This is a genomic window from Pseudomonas sp. BCRC 81390, assembly GCF_030341915.1.
Classification (GTDB): Bacteria; Pseudomonadota; Gammaproteobacteria; order Pseudomonadales; family Pseudomonadaceae; genus Aquipseudomonas.
The window spans coordinates 107,111-123,353 of the sequence record NZ_JATAAG010000010.1; the positions used below are offsets into that span (position 1 = coordinate 107,111).

At 63.8% G+C, this 16,243-nt stretch carries 14 protein-coding genes; 9 read left to right on the forward strand and 5 right to left on the reverse strand.

The window, feature by feature from the left end; translation table 11 throughout:
• Nucleotides 1-28: 28 nt before the first annotated feature.
• Together QSV36_RS04955 and QSV36_RS04960 are read right to left on the reverse strand one after the other, a co-directional pair.
• Entirely contained in the window at nucleotides 29-670 is a 642-nt protein-coding gene (locus QSV36_RS04955; protein ID WP_200626796.1) for a Pr6Pr family membrane protein, read from the reverse strand.
• 1 nt (nucleotide 671) lies between these two features.
• Nucleotides 672-893: a VF530 family protein gene (locus QSV36_RS04960; RefSeq protein WP_133332077.1), complete on the reverse strand. Its 222-nt coding sequence runs from the start codon at nucleotides 891-893 to the stop codon at nucleotides 672-674.
• Between the two features lie 164 nt (nucleotides 894-1,057).
• Between QSV36_RS04960 and QSV36_RS04965 the strand changes: the two genes are divergently transcribed.
• The 7 genes from QSV36_RS04965 to cmoB all read left to right on the forward strand — a co-directional run bounded on the left by QSV36_RS04965 (nucleotide 1,058) and on the right by cmoB (nucleotide 11,967).
• Nucleotides 1,058-3,097, forward strand: a complete 2,040-nt coding sequence (locus QSV36_RS04965) for a TonB-dependent receptor (RefSeq protein WP_289130415.1) — start codon at nucleotides 1,058-1,060, stop codon at nucleotides 3,095-3,097.
• A gap of 237 nt (nucleotides 3,098-3,334) precedes the next feature.
• Complete coding sequence (locus tag QSV36_RS04970; protein ID WP_289130418.1) at nucleotides 3,335-4,669, forward strand: carbohydrate porin; 1,335 nt, start codon at nucleotides 3,335-3,337, stop codon at nucleotides 4,667-4,669.
• Between the two features lie 30 nt (nucleotides 4,670-4,699).
• On the forward strand, nucleotides 4,700-7,111 hold the full coding sequence (locus QSV36_RS04975; protein WP_289130420.1) for a glucose/quinate/shikimate family membrane-bound PQQ-dependent dehydrogenase: 2,412 nt from the start codon (nucleotides 4,700-4,702) through the stop codon (nucleotides 7,109-7,111).
• Nucleotides 7,112-7,253: 142 nt separating this feature from the next.
• Nucleotides 7,254-9,674, forward strand: coding sequence for an endopeptidase La (lon, locus tag QSV36_RS04980; protein ID WP_289130423.1), 2,421 nt, complete (start codon nucleotides 7,254-7,256; stop codon nucleotides 9,672-9,674).
• A 108-nt stretch (nucleotides 9,675-9,782) separates the two neighbouring features.
• On the forward strand, nucleotides 9,783-10,175 hold the full coding sequence (locus QSV36_RS04985) for a protease inhibitor I42 family protein (RefSeq protein ID WP_289130427.1): 393 nt from the start codon (nucleotides 9,783-9,785) through the stop codon (nucleotides 10,173-10,175).
• 95 nt (nucleotides 10,176-10,270) lie between these two features.
• Nucleotides 10,271-11,014, forward strand: a complete 744-nt coding sequence (gene cmoA, locus QSV36_RS04990; RefSeq protein ID WP_289130430.1) for a carboxy-S-adenosyl-L-methionine synthase CmoA — start codon at nucleotides 10,271-10,273, stop codon at nucleotides 11,012-11,014.
• Entirely contained in the window at nucleotides 11,011-11,967 is a 957-nt protein-coding gene (gene cmoB, locus QSV36_RS04995) for a tRNA 5-methoxyuridine(34)/uridine 5-oxyacetic acid(34) synthase CmoB (RefSeq protein ID WP_289130433.1), read from the forward strand. The genes cmoA and cmoB overlap by 4 nt, the downstream gene beginning before the upstream one ends.
• A gap of 69 nt (nucleotides 11,968-12,036) precedes the next feature.
• Here cmoB and QSV36_RS05000 read toward each other — a convergent pair whose 3' ends face one another.
• Nucleotides 12,037-12,240: a hypothetical protein gene (locus tag QSV36_RS05000; RefSeq protein ID WP_289130436.1), complete on the reverse strand. Its 204-nt coding sequence runs from the start codon at nucleotides 12,238-12,240 to the stop codon at nucleotides 12,037-12,039.
• Nucleotides 12,241-12,577: 337 nt separating this feature from the next.
• On the opposite strand from QSV36_RS05000, the gene QSV36_RS05005 reads away from it, so the two are divergent.
• Together QSV36_RS05005 and QSV36_RS05010 are read left to right on the forward strand one after the other, a co-directional pair.
• Nucleotides 12,578-13,252 (forward strand): heavy metal response regulator transcription factor, encoded by a 675-nt coding sequence (locus QSV36_RS05005; RefSeq protein ID WP_289130437.1) that lies wholly within the window; start codon nucleotides 12,578-12,580, stop codon nucleotides 13,250-13,252.
• Nucleotides 13,249-14,631, forward strand: a complete 1,383-nt coding sequence (locus tag QSV36_RS05010) for a heavy metal sensor histidine kinase (RefSeq protein ID WP_289130438.1) — start codon at nucleotides 13,249-13,251, stop codon at nucleotides 14,629-14,631. Before QSV36_RS05005 ends, QSV36_RS05010 begins: the two co-directional genes overlap by 4 nt.
• Nucleotides 14,632-14,688: 57 nt before the next feature.
• Here the strand turns inward: QSV36_RS05010 and pdxJ are convergent, their stop codons facing one another.
• Both pdxJ and recO read right to left on the reverse strand, forming a co-directional pair.
• Nucleotides 14,689-15,411, reverse strand: coding sequence for a pyridoxine 5'-phosphate synthase (pdxJ, locus tag QSV36_RS05015; RefSeq protein ID WP_502945638.1), 723 nt, complete (start codon nucleotides 15,409-15,411; stop codon nucleotides 14,689-14,691).
• 61 nt (nucleotides 15,412-15,472) lie between these two features.
• Nucleotides 15,473-16,156: a DNA repair protein RecO gene (gene recO, locus QSV36_RS05020; RefSeq protein ID WP_289130443.1), complete on the reverse strand. Its 684-nt coding sequence runs from the start codon at nucleotides 16,154-16,156 to the stop codon at nucleotides 15,473-15,475.
• Nucleotides 16,157-16,243: the final 87 nt, after the last annotated feature.

Below are 16,243 nucleotides of genomic sequence, written 5' to 3' on the forward strand. Positions count from 1 at the left end.
CGCGCCCCATCGCGACACGAGGCCGTTCCTACACTTGAGCGCGTAAACGTCTCGTACCCCACCTGTCCAGCCCCAGCAGCACCAGCCCGATCCCCCAGAATCCCGCCAGCATCCCCAGGGCATTGCACAACACTTGCGCATATCCCAGGCTTGCTACGTCGATGAACGGGTAGGCATACACGCCAATCTGGCTGCCGCGCCACAGCGCATAGGCGAAATACACCATCGGGTACAGCGCCCATGCCGCCAGGTGCCATAACCGCAGCGTGCCCTTGGGCGTTTCGACCCACCAGTACAAGGCAAACAGCACCGGCATGACATCATGCAGCAGCTCGTCCGCCAGCCACTGCCAGCCCTGCGGTTGCCACAGATGGCGCAATAACACACTGTAGGCCAGCGCCACCAGCACGATGCTGGTGGCCACCGCCGAACTCACTGAAGGCGAGAGAAAGAAGCGCTTGCCAGCCCCTTCCCGGCCAAACGCCGCATAACTCAGCACCGTCGCCACCAGGGTATTGGTCAGTACAGTGAAGTAGCTGAATACATTGATCAGGCCGCCCATCAGGCTGGCCTGTTCCTGCCAACGCGCCAGCAGCACCAGGTACACCTGCACGGTCAGGCCGAACCAGCCCAGCACGGCCATGCCGGTCAGCCAGGGACGGCGTGGCATGTCAGGCGTTGCGCTGCAGTTTCACGTACAGCTGCTCCACTTTTTCCCGCGCCCAGGGGGTCTTGCGCAGGAAGGTCAGGCTCGACTTGATGCTCGGGTTGCTCTTGAAACAACGCACATCGACGCGCTCGGCCAGGCCCTGCCATTGGTAGTGCGCCACCAGTTCAGTGAGGATCTGTTCAAGGGTCTTGCCGTGCAGCGCGTTGTGTTGGGCCGTGCTCATGCCAGTGCTCCGTGGGAAAGATGCGCACCTTACACGAGTGTAGTGGCGGGCGGGATCAGTCGTACCAACAGAAAAACCGCTGGCCAGGGACAAAAACGGTGTGCTGAAATGAATATGTTATGTTGTAACATTGCATAAGCACTCGCCAAGGAACGCCCCATCCCATGCTGTACACACCGCTTCGCCTCTCGCCCCTCGCCGTCGCACTCTGGCTGGCCGCCTCGCCCAGCCAGGCCGTGGAGCTCGAACCTCAAGTCATTACCGCCAACCCACTGGGTAACCGACAACTGGCCGCCCCGAGCACCGTGCTTGAAGGTGACGACCTGCTGCAACAGCAGCACGGCAGCCTCGGTGAAACCCTGAACAAGCAGCCTGGTGTCGCTTCGACCTGGTTTGGCCCTGGCGCCAGTCGCCCGGTAATCCGAGGCCTGGACGGCGACCGCATTCGCATCCTGCGCAATGGCGTCGGCGCCCTCGACGCTTCGTCGTTGTCCTACGACCACGCCGTACCGCTGGACCCGGTCACCGTCGATCGGGTCGAGATCGTGCGCGGTCCGGCCGCCCTGCTCTACGGCGGTAACGCAATCGGTGGCGTGGTCAACACGTTCGACAACCGCATCCCGGACGCCCCCATCGATGGCATCCACGGTGCCGGCGAACTGCGCTACGGTGGCGCCGATACCACCCGCAGCAGCGCCGGCAAGCTTGAGGCTGGCAACGGTGCCTTCGCCCTGCACCTGGATGCCAACAGCCGTCAGTTCAATGACCTGCGCATCCCCGGTTATGCCCGCAGTTCCAACGTGCGTGGCGCCGACGAGCCGGGCAGCAAACATCGTCTGGAGAACAGCGACGGCCGCCAGGACGGTGGTGCGGTGGGTGGCGCCTACCATTGGGAGCACGGTTATGCAGGCCTGTCGTACAGCCGTTACGACAGCAACTATGGCTCGGTGGCCGAGCCCGGCGTGCGCCTGGACATGCAGCAGGATCACTATGCCTTCGCCAGCGAACTGCGCGACCTCGACGGCCCGTTCAGTTCGGTCAAGGTCGATGCTGGCTACACCGATTACGAACACCGCGAAGTTGAACAAGGCGAGGTCCATACCACCTTCAGGAACCAGGGCTACGAAGCACGCATCGAAGCCCGCCACCAGCCGCTCGGGCCGGTGCAAGGCGTGGTCGGCGCACAGGTCAGCCGCAACCAGTTCTCCGCCTTGGGTGAGGAGGCTTTCGTCCCGCACACCGACACCGACAGCCTGGCGCTGTTCATGCTGGAGCAGTGGCAAGCCACCGAGCGCCTGAACCTGAGCTTGGGCGCCCGCATGGAGCACACCCGCGTGGACCCGGACGCCAAGGGCAACGAGAACTTCCTGGCAGCCGACAGCGCCAGCAGTTTCAACGCATTCAGCCTGTCTTCAGGGGCGGTGTACCAACTCGACCCGGTCTGGTCGCTGGCCGCCAACCTTGGCTACACCGAACGCGCCCCGACCTTCTACGAGCTGTACGCCAATGGCGCCCACGTGGCGACGGGTGCCTTCGAAGTCGGCGATGCCGGCCTGAACAAGGAAAAAGCCATTTCCACGGACCTGGCACTGCGCTTCGACAACGGTACCCACAAAGGTAGCGTCGGGCTGTTCTACAGCCACTTCCGCAACTACATCGGCCTGATCGGTACCGGTAACCTGCGCGAGGGTCATGATCATGACGAGGATGACCATGACCACGATCATGGCCACGACGGCTTACCGGAATACCAGTATCAAGGCGTGCGGGCGCGCTTCTATGGCATCGAGGCCCAGGACCGCTGGCAACTGCTGGAAAACCGTTACGGCAGCTTCGCACTGGAACTGTCGGGCGACTATACGCGGGCGAAGAACCTGGACAGTGGCGAGCCGCTGCCCCGCATCGCCCCACTGCGCCTGAACAGCGGCCTGGTCTGGGAGTTGGACCGCTGGCAGGCGCGAGTCGACGTGCAGCACGCCGCATCGCAACATCGCAAGCCGGCCAACGAAACCAGCACCGATGGCTACACCACGTTGGCGGCGAGTGTCGGCTACCGCTTCGACATCGGCCAGAGCCAATGGCTGGCGTTCATCCGCGGCGAGAACCTGACCGACCAGACCGTGCGCTATGCCAGCTCGATCCTGCGGGATATCGCGCCGGCCCCTGGGCGTAGCGTGGAAGTCGGGCTGCGTACCTCCTTCTGAAATAGCGGGGCGCCTTGCGCCCCGATCGCCGGCAGAGCCCCCCTCCGCCGCCAATTGTTACCGGTAGGGGAATAATCCACTGCGACAATTTGTCTTTTTTTCTTGCAACTTCCCCTATATCCTCCGCGCCGCAAGCTGAAACGCTTCATTTAACCGATCCTGTCGCCATTTCCATCGAGGGCCCTGCCCTTCGATGCGCTTGCCGTTTATTCGATAATCAGAAGATAGCGCTATCTCATGTTCCAACTGCCCAAAACCTGTTACATCGGCCTTGCCCTCAGTGCCTTGGCAACCCCCGCCACTGCCAGCGAAATGTTCGCCAGCGACTCCCCATGGATGCTCGGCGACTGGGGCGGTAGCCGCAACGAATTGCTGGAAAAAGGCTATGACTTCACCCTCGGCTACACCGGCGAGATGGGCAGCAACCTGCACGGCGGCTACGACCACGATCGCACCGCGCGCTACAGCGACCAGTTCACCTTCGGCAGCCATCTGGACCTGGAGAAGATCCTCGGCTGGCACGACAGCGAATTCCAGCTGACCATCACCGAGCGCCACGGCGACAACATCAGCAACGACCGCATCAACGACCCGCGCGTCGGCGGTTTCACCTCGGCCCAGGAAGTCTGGGGCCGCGGCGAAACCTGGCGGTTGACCCAGATGTGGATCAAGCAGAAGTACTTCGACGGCGCGCTGGACGTGAAATTCGGCCGTTTCGGCGAAGGCGAGGACTTCAACAGCTTCCCCTGCGACTTCCAGAACCTGGCCTTCTGCGGCTCTCAGGTAGGCAACTGGGTCGGTGGCATCTGGTACAACTGGCCGGTCAGCCAATGGGCCCTGCGCGTGCGCTACAACCTCAGCGACGCCCTCTACGCCCAGGTCGGCGTGTTCGAGCAAAACCCCTCCAACCTCGAATCCGGCAACGGCTTCAAGCTCAGCGGCAGCGGCACCCAGGGCGCGGTAATGCCGATCGAACTGGTGTGGAGCCCACGGGTCAATGGCCTTAAAGGGGAATATCGCGCCGGCTACTACTACAGTAATGCCAAGGCACAGGATGTTCTCAAGGACAACAACGGCCAGCCGGCAGCGCTCAGCGGCGCCGCCTACCGCAGCAGCTCGAGCAAGCACGGCGTGTGGCTCGGTGCGCAGCAGCAGGTGACTTCGCTGGCGTCCGACCAGTCGCGTGGCCTGAGCCTGTTCGCCAATGCCACGGTACACGACAAGAAGACCAATGCCATCGACAACTATGTGCAGGCTGGACTGGTATTCAAAGGGCCCTTCGATGCCCGCGCCAAGGACGACATCGGTTTCGCCCTGGCCCGCGTGCACGTCAACCCGGGCTACCGCAAGAACGCCCGCCTGGCCAACCAGGCCGCCGGCCTCGATGACTACGACAACCCTGGTTTCCTGCCAGTACAGGACACCGAGTACAGCGCCGAACTGTACTACGGCATCCATCTGGCCGACTGGCTCACGGTACGCCCCAACCTGCAGTACATCCGCCACCCGGGCGGGGTGTCGCAGGTCGATGACGCCCTGGTCGGCGGCCTGAAGATCCAGAGCACTTTCTAACCCCCTTTTTGACCTGACGGAGAACCTGAGATGAGCACTGAAGGTGCCAACACTGGAAGCCGCTGGCTACCGCGCCTGATTGGCGCGCTGCTGTTGCTGATGGGCCTGGCCCTGCTGGCCGGCGGCATCAAGCTGAGCCAGCTGGGCGGATCGCTGTACTACCTGATCGCCGGTATCGGCTTCGCCCTGGCGGGCATCCTGCTGCTGGCCCAGCGCCGCATCGCCCTGGGCCTGTACGGCCTGGTGCTGCTGGGCAGCACCGTGTGGGCCCTGCTCGAAGTGGGCCTGGACTGGTGGCAGCTGGTACCGCGCCTGGCCATCTGGTTTGCCATCGGCGTGGTGCTGCTGCTGCCGTGGGCACGACGTCCGCTGATCGGCCCGGCCAACAAGGCCAATACCGCGTTGCTCAGCGTTGCCGTGGTGGCTTCCGGCGCTTGCGCCCTGGCCAGCCAGTTCACTCACCCAGGTGAAGTGTTCGGCGAACTGGGCCGCGACAGCAGCGAAATGGCCAGCGCCGCGCCAGCCATGCCTGATGGCGAATGGCAGGCCTATGGCCGTACCGAGCATGGCGACCGCTACTCGCCGCTGCGCCAGATCACCCCGCAGAACGCCTACCGCCTGGAAGAGGCCTGGCGCATTCGCACCGGTGACCTGCCAACCGAAAACGACCCGGTGGAGCTGACCAACCAGAACACCCCGCTGAAGGTCAACGGCATGCTCTACGCCTGCACCGCGCACAGCCGCCTGCTGGCCCTGGACCCGGACACCGGCGCGGAGATCTGGCGCTACGACCCGCAGGTAAAGAGCCCGGTCGGCACCTTCAAGGGCTTTGCCCACATGACCTGCCGTGGCGTTTCGTACTATGACGAAAACCGCTATGTCAGCCGCGATGGCAGCCCGGCGCCGAAAATCTCCGACGCCGGCCAGGCTGTGGCCCAGGCCTGCCCACGCCGTCTGTACCTGCCCACTGCGGATGCCCGCCTGATCGCCATCAATGCCGACAACGGCAAGGTCTGTGAAGGCTTTGCCAACCAGGGCGTGATCGACCTGACCACCGGCATCGGCCCGTTCACCGCCGGCGGCTACTACTCCACTTCGCCGGCCGCAGTCACCCGCGACCTGGTGATCATCGGCGGCCACGTCACCGACAACGAGTCGACCAACGAGCCGTCCGGCGTGATCCGCGCCTACGACGTGCATGATGGCCACCTGGTGTGGAACTGGGACAGCAACAACCCGGACGACACCAAACCACTGGCCCCCGGCAAGATGTACAGCCGCAACTCGGCGAACATGTGGTCGATTGCCAGCGTCGATGAAGACCTCGGCATGATCTACCTGCCGCTGGGCAACCAGACCCCGGACCAGTGGGGCGCCAACCGCACCCCGGGCGCGGAGAAGTACAGCGCCGGCGTGGTCGCCCTCGACCTGGCCACCGGCAAGGCCCGCTGGAACTACCAGTTCACCCATCACGACCTGTGGGACATGGACGTCGGTAGCCAGCCGACCCTGGTCCACCTGAAGACCGATGACGGCGTGAAACCGGCGATCATCGTGCCGACCAAGCAAGGCAGCCTGTACGTGCTCGACCGTCGCGACGGTACGCCGATCGTGCCGATCCGCGAGATTCCTACCCCGCAGGGCGCGGTCAAGGGCGACCATACCTCGCCGACCCAGGCGCGCTCCGACCTCAACCTGCTCGGCCCGGAGCTGACCGAACAGGCCATGTGGGGCGCCACGCCGTTCGACCAGATGCTGTGCCGTATCCAGTTCCGCGAGCTGCGTTACGAAGGCCAGTACACCCCGCCGTCCGAGCAAGGGTCGCTGGTCTACCCAGGTAACGTCGGCGTGTTCAACTGGGGCAGCGTGTCGGTCGACCCGGTGCGTCAGCTGCTGTTCACCTCGCCCAATTACATGGCCTTCGTGTCGAAGATGGTCCCGCGTGAGCAGGTGGCTGAAGGCAGCAAGCGCGAAAGCGAGACCAGCGGCGTGCAGCCGAACACCGGTGCCCCCTACGCGGTGATCATGCACCCGTTCATGTCGCCGCTGGGCGTACCGTGCCAGGCCCCGGCGTGGGGTTATGTCGCAGCCATCGACCTGTTCACCAACAAGGTGGTGTGGAAGCACAAGAATGGCACCACCCGCGACAGCACCCCGGTACCGATCGGCCTGCCGGTGGGCGTGCCGAGCATGGGCGGCTCGATCGTCACCGCCGGTGGCGTCGGCTTCCTCAGCGGTACCCTCGACCAGTACCTGCGCGCCTATGACGTGAACAACGGCAAGGAGCTGTGGAAAGCCCGCCTGCCAGCGGGTGGCCAGGCCACGCCAATGACCTACACCGGCAAGGATGGCAAGCAGTACGTGCTGGTGACCGCTGGCGGCCATGGCTCGCTGGGCACCCGCATGGGCGATTACATCATCGCTTACAAACTCGCCGACTAAGCTTCAAGGCGGCAAGCGACGAACGAAAGCGGGGCCTGCACGGTCCCGCTTTTTTCTTGCCCCTGCAAGCGTGACGCTTGAAGCTTGAAACCCCTTCTTTCCCGCCCCATCTAAGCACCATAGTCATTCACGCAGGTGCCCCATGAGCGACCAGCAGGATTTCCCGGAACATCCCGACGAACACAGCGAAGTCGAGCACACCCCTCACCAGGCCGAAACCGGCCACGCCCTCGCCCTGCCCGGCCAGCAGCTGCCGGACAAGGTCTATGTGATCCCGATCCACAATCGCCCGTTCTTCCCGGCCCAGGTGCTACCGGTGATCGTCAACGAAGAGCCCTGGGCAGAAACCCTCGACCTGGTGGCCAGGTCGCCAGACCATTGCCTGGCCCTGTTCTTCATGGACACCCCGCCAGAAGACCACCGCCATTTCGACACCTCGGCCCTGCCGGAGTACGGCACGCTGGTGAAGGTGCACCATGCCAGCCGCGAGAACGGCAAACTGCAGTTCGTCGCCCAGGGCTTGAGCCGGGTACGCATCCGCACCTGGCTCAAGCACCACCGCCCGCCCTACCTGGTGGAGGTCGAATACCCGCGCCAACCCGCCGAGCCGACCGATGAGGTCAAGGCCTACGGCATGGCGCTGATCAACGCGATCAAGGAGCTGCTGCCGCTCAACCCGCTGTACAGCGAAGAGCTGAAGAACTACCTCAACCGCTTCAGCCCCAACGACCCATCGCCGCTCACCGACTTCGCCGCCGCCCTCACCTCGGCCACCGGCAGCCAACTGCAGGAGGTGCTCGACTGCGTGCCCATGCTCAAGCGCATGGAAAAGGTCTTGCCAATGCTGCGCAAGGAAGTCGAGGTCGCGCGCCTGCAGAACGAGATCTCGGCCGAGGTCAACCGGCAGATCGGCGAGCACCAGCGCGAGTTCTTCCTCAAGGAGCAACTCAAGGTCATTCAGCAGGAGCTGGGCCTGACCAAGGACGACCGCAGCGCCGACCTCGAGCAGTTCGAACAGCGCCTGGAAGGCAAGACCCTGCCGGACCAGGCACGCAGGCGCATTGATGAAGAAATGGGCAAGCTGGCCATCCTCGAAACCGGCTCGCCCGAATACGCCGTTACCCGCAACTATCTGGACTGGGCTACCGCCTTGCCCTGGGGCGTATACGGCAAGGACAAGCTCGACCTCAAGCATGCGCGCAAAGTCCTCGACCAGCACCACGCCGGCCTTGACGACATCAAGGAACGCATCCTCGAATTCCTCGCCGTTGGGGCCTGGAAAGGCGAGATCAGCGGCTCGATCGTGCTGCTGGTGGGCCCGCCCGGGGTGGGCAAGACCAGTATCGGAAAGTCCATTGCCGAGTCGCTGGGCCGGCCGTTCTACCGCTTCAGCGTCGGCGGCATGCGCGACGAAGCGGAGATCAAGGGCCACCGCCGCACCTACATCGGCGCCCAGCCCGGCAAGCTGGTGCAGGCGCTGAAGGACGTCGAAGTGATGAACCCGGTCATCATGCTCGATGAGATCGACAAGATGGGCCAGAGCTACCAAGGTGACCCGGCATCGGCACTGCTGGAAACCCTCGACCCGGAGCAGAACGTCGACTTCCTCGACCACTACCTCGACCTGCGCCTGGACCTGTCCAAGGTGCTGTTCGTGTGCACCGCCAACACCCTCGACTCGATTCCGGGGCCATTGCTCGACCGCATGGAGGTGATTCGCCTGTCCGGCTATATCACCGAGGAGAAGCTGGCCATTGCCAAGCGCCACCTGTGGCCCAAGCAACTGGACAAGGCCGGCGTGGCCAAGACCAGCCTCGCCATCAGCGACAGCGCCCTGCGCGCGGTCATCGAAGGCTATGCCCGCGAGGCCGGTGTACGCCAGCTGGAGAAGCAACTGGGCAAGCTGGTGCGCAAGGCGGTGGTCAAGCTGCTGGAAAATCCCGAGGCCAAGCTGAAGATCGGTACCAAGGATCTGGAAGGCGCGCTCGGCATGCCGGTGTTCCGTAGCGAGCAGGTACTGGCTGGCAAGGGCGTGATCACCGGGCTGGCCTGGACCAGCATGGGGGGGGCCACGCTGCCGATCGAAGCCACCCGCATTCACACGCTCAACCGCGGTTTCAAGCTGACCGGCAAACTGGGTGACGTCATGAAGGAGTCCGCCGAAATCGCTTATAGCTACGTCAGCTCCAACCTCAAGCAGTCTGGCGGTGACCCGGGCTTCTTCAACGAAGCGTTCATCCACCTGCACGTGCCCGAGGGGGCTACGCCCAAGGATGGTCCGAGTGCCGGCATCACCATGGCCAGTGCCTTGCTGTCGCTGGCCCGTGACCAGGCACCAAAGAAAGGCGTGGCCATGACCGGCGAGCTGACGCTGACCGGGCAGGTGCTACCGATTGGCGGGGTGCGCGAGAAGGTGATTGCGGCGCGGCGGCAGAAGATCTTCGAGCTGATCCTGCCGGAGCCTAACCGGGGTGACTTCGAAGAGCTGCCGGACTACTTGCGGGAGGGCCTGACGGTGCATTTCGCCAAGCGCTTCGCCGACGTGGCAAAAGTGCTGTTCTGAACGGTAACGGCCTCTTTGCGGGTAAAACCGCGAAGAGGCTGCTGCCGGCAACACAAATCTCCTCGACCATCGGTTATCCTCAGGCCATCGCCAGCCTCCGGAGCCAACATGACCACCCCTCGTCTGCTCGTTCCCCTGAGCTTCGCCCTGCTTTCCGCCTGTGCCCGACAACCCACGCAGCCCATCGAATTGGGCGCCGAAAGCGAATGCCCGACACGTCTGCAAGTGGGCCAGACCCTGACCTTGACCCTGCCCAGCAACCCGTCCACCGGCTATCGCTGGCGCATCGAAAACCCTGCCGCCAACGTGCTGCGCAGCCTCGGCCCGGAGGTATACAGCGCCCCTGAAGAAGAGGATGTGGTCGGCAGCGCCGGCCTTTCCACCTGGCGCTACCAGGCCAACCATGCCGGAGAGGCCCAACTGGTATTGGTTTACCAGCAACCATGGGCCGCTGACGTCGCCCCGGTACAGAGCTTCGATTGCAAGATCATTGTCCGCTGAAGAAGCGTCTGCGATCGGCTTGGAGGCGCTGCCATAGCAAGAATCGCGGCCTTTGGCTAAAATGCGCCCCCGTTTCACCCAGTATCGAGCCCGCCGTGAGCAAGCAACCCGACCGCCTTTTCGCCCAGCCTTTGGAGCAAGTACCTGACTTCGTCTTCAATGAGGATGTGGTGCGTGTGTTCCCGGACATGATCAAGCGCTCGGTACCGGGCTACCCGACCATTGTCGAGAACCTCGGCGTGCTGGCCGCGCGCTTCGCCCAACCACACACCGCGCTGTACGACCTGGGCGCATCGCTGGGTGCTGTCACCCAGTCGTTGCGGCGCCATGTGCGCAGCGACGGCTGCCGGGTGATTGCCGTGGACAATTCCGCCGCCATGGTCGAACGCTGCCGCCAGTACCTCACCGCCCAGGACTCGATGTTCCAGGAGCTGCTGCCGGTGCAGGTGCTGGAGGCCGATATCCTGGCCCTGCCGTTCGAACCCGCCTCGGTGGTGGCAATGAACTTCACCCTGCAGTTCATCGCCCCCGAGCAGCGCCTGGAGTTGCTTGGCCGCATCCGCCAGGCGCTGTTGCCTGGCGGCGCGCTGATCCTTTCGGAGAAGCTGCGCTTCGCCGATGAGCAAGAGCAGGACCTGCTCAACGAATTGCACCTGGACTTCAAGCGGGCCAATGGCTACAGCGAACTGGAAATCGCCCAGAAACGCAGCGCCATTGAAAACGTGATGCGCCCCGATACCCTCGAAACCCATCAACAACGTCTGCGCGCCGCCGGCTTCTCGAAAGTCGTGCCGTGGTTCCAGTGCCTTAACTTCGCCTCGCTGATAGCCCTGCCATGATCGATCTGTCCCCCCTCGTCCGCCGCCTGGCGGGCACGCCCCTGGCTTCTTGGTCGCAAGGCCTGCAAGCACAACTGGAAGCCAAGCTGGAGAAGGGCCACGGTGATCTCGACCGCTGGCGCGGTGCGCTCGAAGCCTTGCCCGTCTTGCAGCCAAGTGAAATCGACCTGGTCAATGGGCTGCGCCTGGACTGCGAGTGCGACGACGCGACCCGTGCCCAGATGCGCCAGGCACTGATGGGGCTGTCGCCCTGGCGCAAGGGGCCGTTCGATCTGTTCGGCGTGCATGTGGACACCGAATGGCGTTCCGACTGGAAATGGTCCCGGGTCGGGCCACACCTGGACCTCAAAGGCAAGCGCGTACTGGATGTGGGTTGCGGCAATGGTTACTACCAGTGGCGCATGCTCGGTGCCGGGGCGGACATGGTGATCGGTGTCGACCCCAACTGGCTGTTCTTCTGCCAGTTCCAGGCTGTGCAGCAGTACCTGCCCGAGTTGCCCGCCTGGCATTTGCCGTTCGCCCTGGAAGACCTGCCGGCCAACCTCGAAGGCTTTGACACAGTGTTCTCGATGGGTGTGTTCTACCATCGTCGTTCACCCATCGAACACTTGCTTGCGCTGAAGGACTGCCTGGTCAAGGGCGGTGAACTGGTGCTGGAAACCTTGGTGATCGAGGGCGACGAAAACCAGGTGCTAGTACCGGAAGACCGCTACGCGCAGATGCGCAACGTCTGGTTCCTGCCGTCGGTACCCGCCCTGGAGCGCTGGCTGCGCCGTGCCGGTTTCAGTGATGTGCGTTGCGTCGATGTCAGCGTGACCAGCGTCGAGGAACAGCGCAGCACCGAGTGGATGCGCTATCAATCCCTCAGCGACTTCCTCGACCCGAGCGACCACAGCAAGACCCTCGAAGGGCTGCCGGCTCCACGCCGCGCCACTCTGCTGGCACGCAAATAAAAAAGGCGCCCGGTTGGGCGCCCGAAGGCACTTGCGGCGAGGAGCTTTCACGCCGCCGGTGCTGTTGCTTCAGTCCTTGGCCAGCTCGCGGGCCTTTTCCTGCGCTTTGCGTTCGCGCTCGGCAACAGCCTGCTGCTTGTCATCCTGCAGGCGCTGCTGCTCATCGCGAAACGCTTGCCAGAACTGCCTGGAGCGCTCTGCACCGCCTTCGGCGTAAACGCTTGCGCTGCCCAAGGCAAGGATGGCCAGCAGCAGGTATTTGGTCAGGTTCATCGTGTTTGCCTCGTGATAACCGATCAGACAGGGCCATCCTAGCGAGGGCTAGCTAACGGCAAGGTGAGGCGGGGATTACAGTCTTGCAATGTGGCCCGGTGTTGTCTGTGCCGGCCTCTTCGCGGGTAAACCCGCTCCCGCAGGAACTGCACAGATCCCAATCCTGTGGGAGCGGGTTTACCCGCGAAAGGGCCGCAACAGGCAGCCAGATAACACCGGCATTACAAATCCGTTATCTGCATCACGTTTGCTTACTCATGCCGTAACATCCTGCACCCTTGACCCTGATGTCACTACAGGGTCGAGAATCGCCCCCTTTAATCCAATCGAGCCTCTCATGCGCCTACTGATCATCGAGGACGAACTGCGTACCGCCGACTATCTGCAACAGGGCCTGCGCGAAAACGGCTACGTGGTCGACTGCGCCCACACCGGCACTGACGGCCTGCACCTGGCCCGGCAGCAGTCTTACGAGCTGGTCATCCTCGACGTCAACCTGCCCGGACTCGATGGCTGGACCGTGTTGCAGCGGCTGCGTGCCGAATCGGCCACACGGATCATGATGCTCACGGCCCACGGTCGCCTGGCAGACCGGGTCAAGGGCCTCGACCTCGGTGCCGACGATTACCTGCTCAAACCCTTCGAGTTCCCAGAACTGCTGGCGCGTATTCGCAGCCTGCTACGGCGCAACGACCAGCAACTGCAGCCCAGCACCCTGCGCGTCGCCGACCTGGAGCTGGACCCCGGTCGCCACCGCGCTTACCGCGCCGGGCAGCGTATCGACCTGACCGCCAAGGAATTCGCCCTGCTGCACCTGCTGATGCGCCAGACCGGCGAGGTGCTTTCGCGCACCCAGATCATCTCGTTGGTGTGGGACATGAACTTCGATTGCGACACCAACGTGGTCGAGGTTTCCATCCGCCGCCTGCGAGCGAAGATCGACGACCCGTTCGACAACAAGCTGATCCATACCCTGCGGGGTGTCGGCTACGTGCTCGAGGCGCGCTTTTGAACAACGCCAGCCTGTCATTGCGCCTGGGCCTGGGCGTGACGCTGATGGGCGCCGCGCTGGTATTGCTGCTGGCCTGCCTGGCCGTGTTCGCCCTGGATCACGAGCTGGACAGCCGCGCGCGCAAGGACCTGACGCGCAAGATGCTGCAGGTCGAGCACAATTTGCGCGTCGACCTGCGCAACCAAGACCTGGGCACGCGCGCCCATCCGCTGCTCGACCTGGTGATGGGGCATGACAACCTCAGCCTCAGCGTGCTGGCCATCGAGGGGCGCCACCCGCACCTGCTGAGCCTCGGCCCGGCCCTGGAGTCGCGCATGGGCGAGCTGCGTACCGGCACCCGCCTGGCCTTCCACACCTGGCGCGACAGCAACGGCAACCAGCTGCTCACCGCGACCCGCCTGATGCGCCTGCGCGACGACACCCCGGTCAAGGTGATGATGACGCTCAACCGTGCCGACGATAACGCCCTGCTGCAGGCCTACCTGCGCTCCACCTTGTTCGTGCTACCGGTGCTGCTGTTGCTGATCGGCGCCGGTGCCTGGTGGCTCATGCAGCGTGGCCTGAAGCCGTTGCGGCACTTTCGACGGATTGCCGGGCAAGTGTCGGCCCAGGACCTGCAACACCGCTTGCCTGCCAGCGGTCTGCCGCTGGAACTGGCAGAGCTGGCCCGCAGCATCAACGTGATGCTCGACCGGCTCGATCAGGGCGTAAGCCAGCTGTCGCAGTTTTCCGATGACCTGGCCCATGAGTTGCGCACCCCGCTGGGCAACCTGATGGGCAAGGCGCAGGTGACCCTGGCCCGTGAACGAGACAACGCCAATTACCGCGAGGTGCTGGAAGACAGCATCGAAGAACTGACCCGGCTCAATCGCATCATCAACGACATGCTGTTTCTCGCCCAGGTCAGCCAACCCCAGGCCCAGGTCGCCCTCAAACCCATGGCATTGGCCGACGAAACGGCGCGGGTGGTCGAATTGTTCACCTTCAGCGCCGAGTTGAAAGACGTTGAACTGCGTATCCAGGGCTGGGGGACGGCACTGGCGGATCGGCTGATGTTTCAACGGGCATTGTCGAACCTGCTGAGCAATGCCATTCGCCACTGCCCCGACGGCACCCCCGTGGAACTGCACATCGACCGGCTGGATAGCGAAATTCGGCTGTCGGTGGAGAACCAGGGGCCTGGCATAGCGGCAGAACACTTGCCGCGCCTGTTCGAGCGGTTCTACCGGGTGGGCTCGGGGCGCTCGCGGCTGGAGGGCGGCACAGGGTTGGGACTGGCGATCGTGAAGTCGATCATGCAGCTGCATGGCGGGCGGGTCGAGGTCAGCAGCTACCCCATGGGACCTACCCGCTTTACCCTGGTGTTTCTTGCCGTATGATCGGCTGGCCTCTTCGCGGGCTTGCCGGCAAAGAGGCCGTTACAGGTTACCCGGGGCTCAGCGCGAAGCGGCCACGATCAGCGCCTTCATCTCTGCGACTGCGGCCTTGAACCCAACGAACAGGGCGTGCGCCACCAGCGCATGGCCGATGTTGAGTTCATTGATACCCTTGATCGCCGCCACTGCCTCGACATTGTGGTAATGCAGCCCGTGGCCGGCATTGACGATCAGCCCCTGGCTCACGCCAAACGCTACGCCATCGACAATACGCTTGAGCTCTTCGGCCACGTCGGTCGGCGTCTGGGCGTCGGCGTAACGCCCGGTGTGCAGCTCGATGGCAGGCGCGCCCACCCGGTGCGAGGCCTCGATCTGCCGCTCGTCGGCATCGATGAACAGCGACACTTCCGCACCAGTACGTGCCAGGCGCTCCACCGCCGCCTTGATCCGCGCCTCCTGGCCCGCCACGTCCAGGCCACCTTCGGTGGTCAGTTCCTGGCGGGTTTCAGGTACCAGGCAGATATGTGCCGGACGAATCTTCTCGGCAAAGGCCATCATTTCTTCGGTGACGCCCATCTCGAAGTTCATGCGGGTCTGCAGCACATCCTTGAGCAGCAGCACGTCACGCTCCTGGATATGCCGGCGGTCTTCCCGCAGGTGCACGGTGATGCCATCGGCCCCCGCTTCCTCGGCATCCAGGGCAGCCTTGACCGGGTCAGGGTAACGCGTGCCCCGGGCCTGGCGCAGGGTCGCCACGTGGTCGATGTTAACGCCGAGAAGCATGCGGTTGCTGTGAGTCACGAAAGGCTCTCCTGAAGATTGAGCCCCACAGCATACGTCGTGATCAGCGCTTGCGAAACAGTTCCCGGCTGACCAGCGGTTTTGTTCCCAGGTGCACCGCCAGCGCCTGGCGCATCAGACGCTTGGCGGCGAGTAATGCACCGGGGGCGTCCCAGTCGGCTTCGGCCAGGGCCAGTAACTCGGTACCGTGAAACAACCCCGGTTGCGCCAGTTCGACCCGCTCCAGGCCTGCATCCACGCGCAAGCGGTACAGGCCATCGCCTGCGATCGGCTGGTCATTGACATCATGCTGCAACGAGAACGCATAACCGAGCTCGTCCAGCAGCCGCCATTCGAATGCGCGTAACAGTGGCTCCAGCGCACGGCCGGCGGCCAAGGCTTGCAGGGTCAGGCTGTAGTGCTCGAACAACGCCGGGTAAGGCGCTTCGGCGGGCAGCAGGCGCATGAGCAATTCGTTGAGGTACAACCCGCTGAACAAGGCGTCGCCGTGCAACCAGGCGGCGATGCCGGCGCTGTCCATTCGCCCGACATTCTTCAGCTCACCGCGCCCGCGCAGTTCCAGCTCCAGCGGCACGAACGGGCGCACCAGGCTGCCGCCCTTGCCGCGCGCCCGGCGCAACACGGCACGCACGCGGCCCTGTGGGGTGAAGAAGTCCACCAGCGCACTGGTTTCCTTGTAGGCACGGCTGTGCAGTACGTAGGCTGGCTGGCCGACAGGTTGTTCCATAAACGATCTCTAGAAGCCCCAAACAACTGTGGGAGCGGGTTTACCCGCGAATACGGTGGTGGCCCACTGACGCATTCGCGGGTAAAC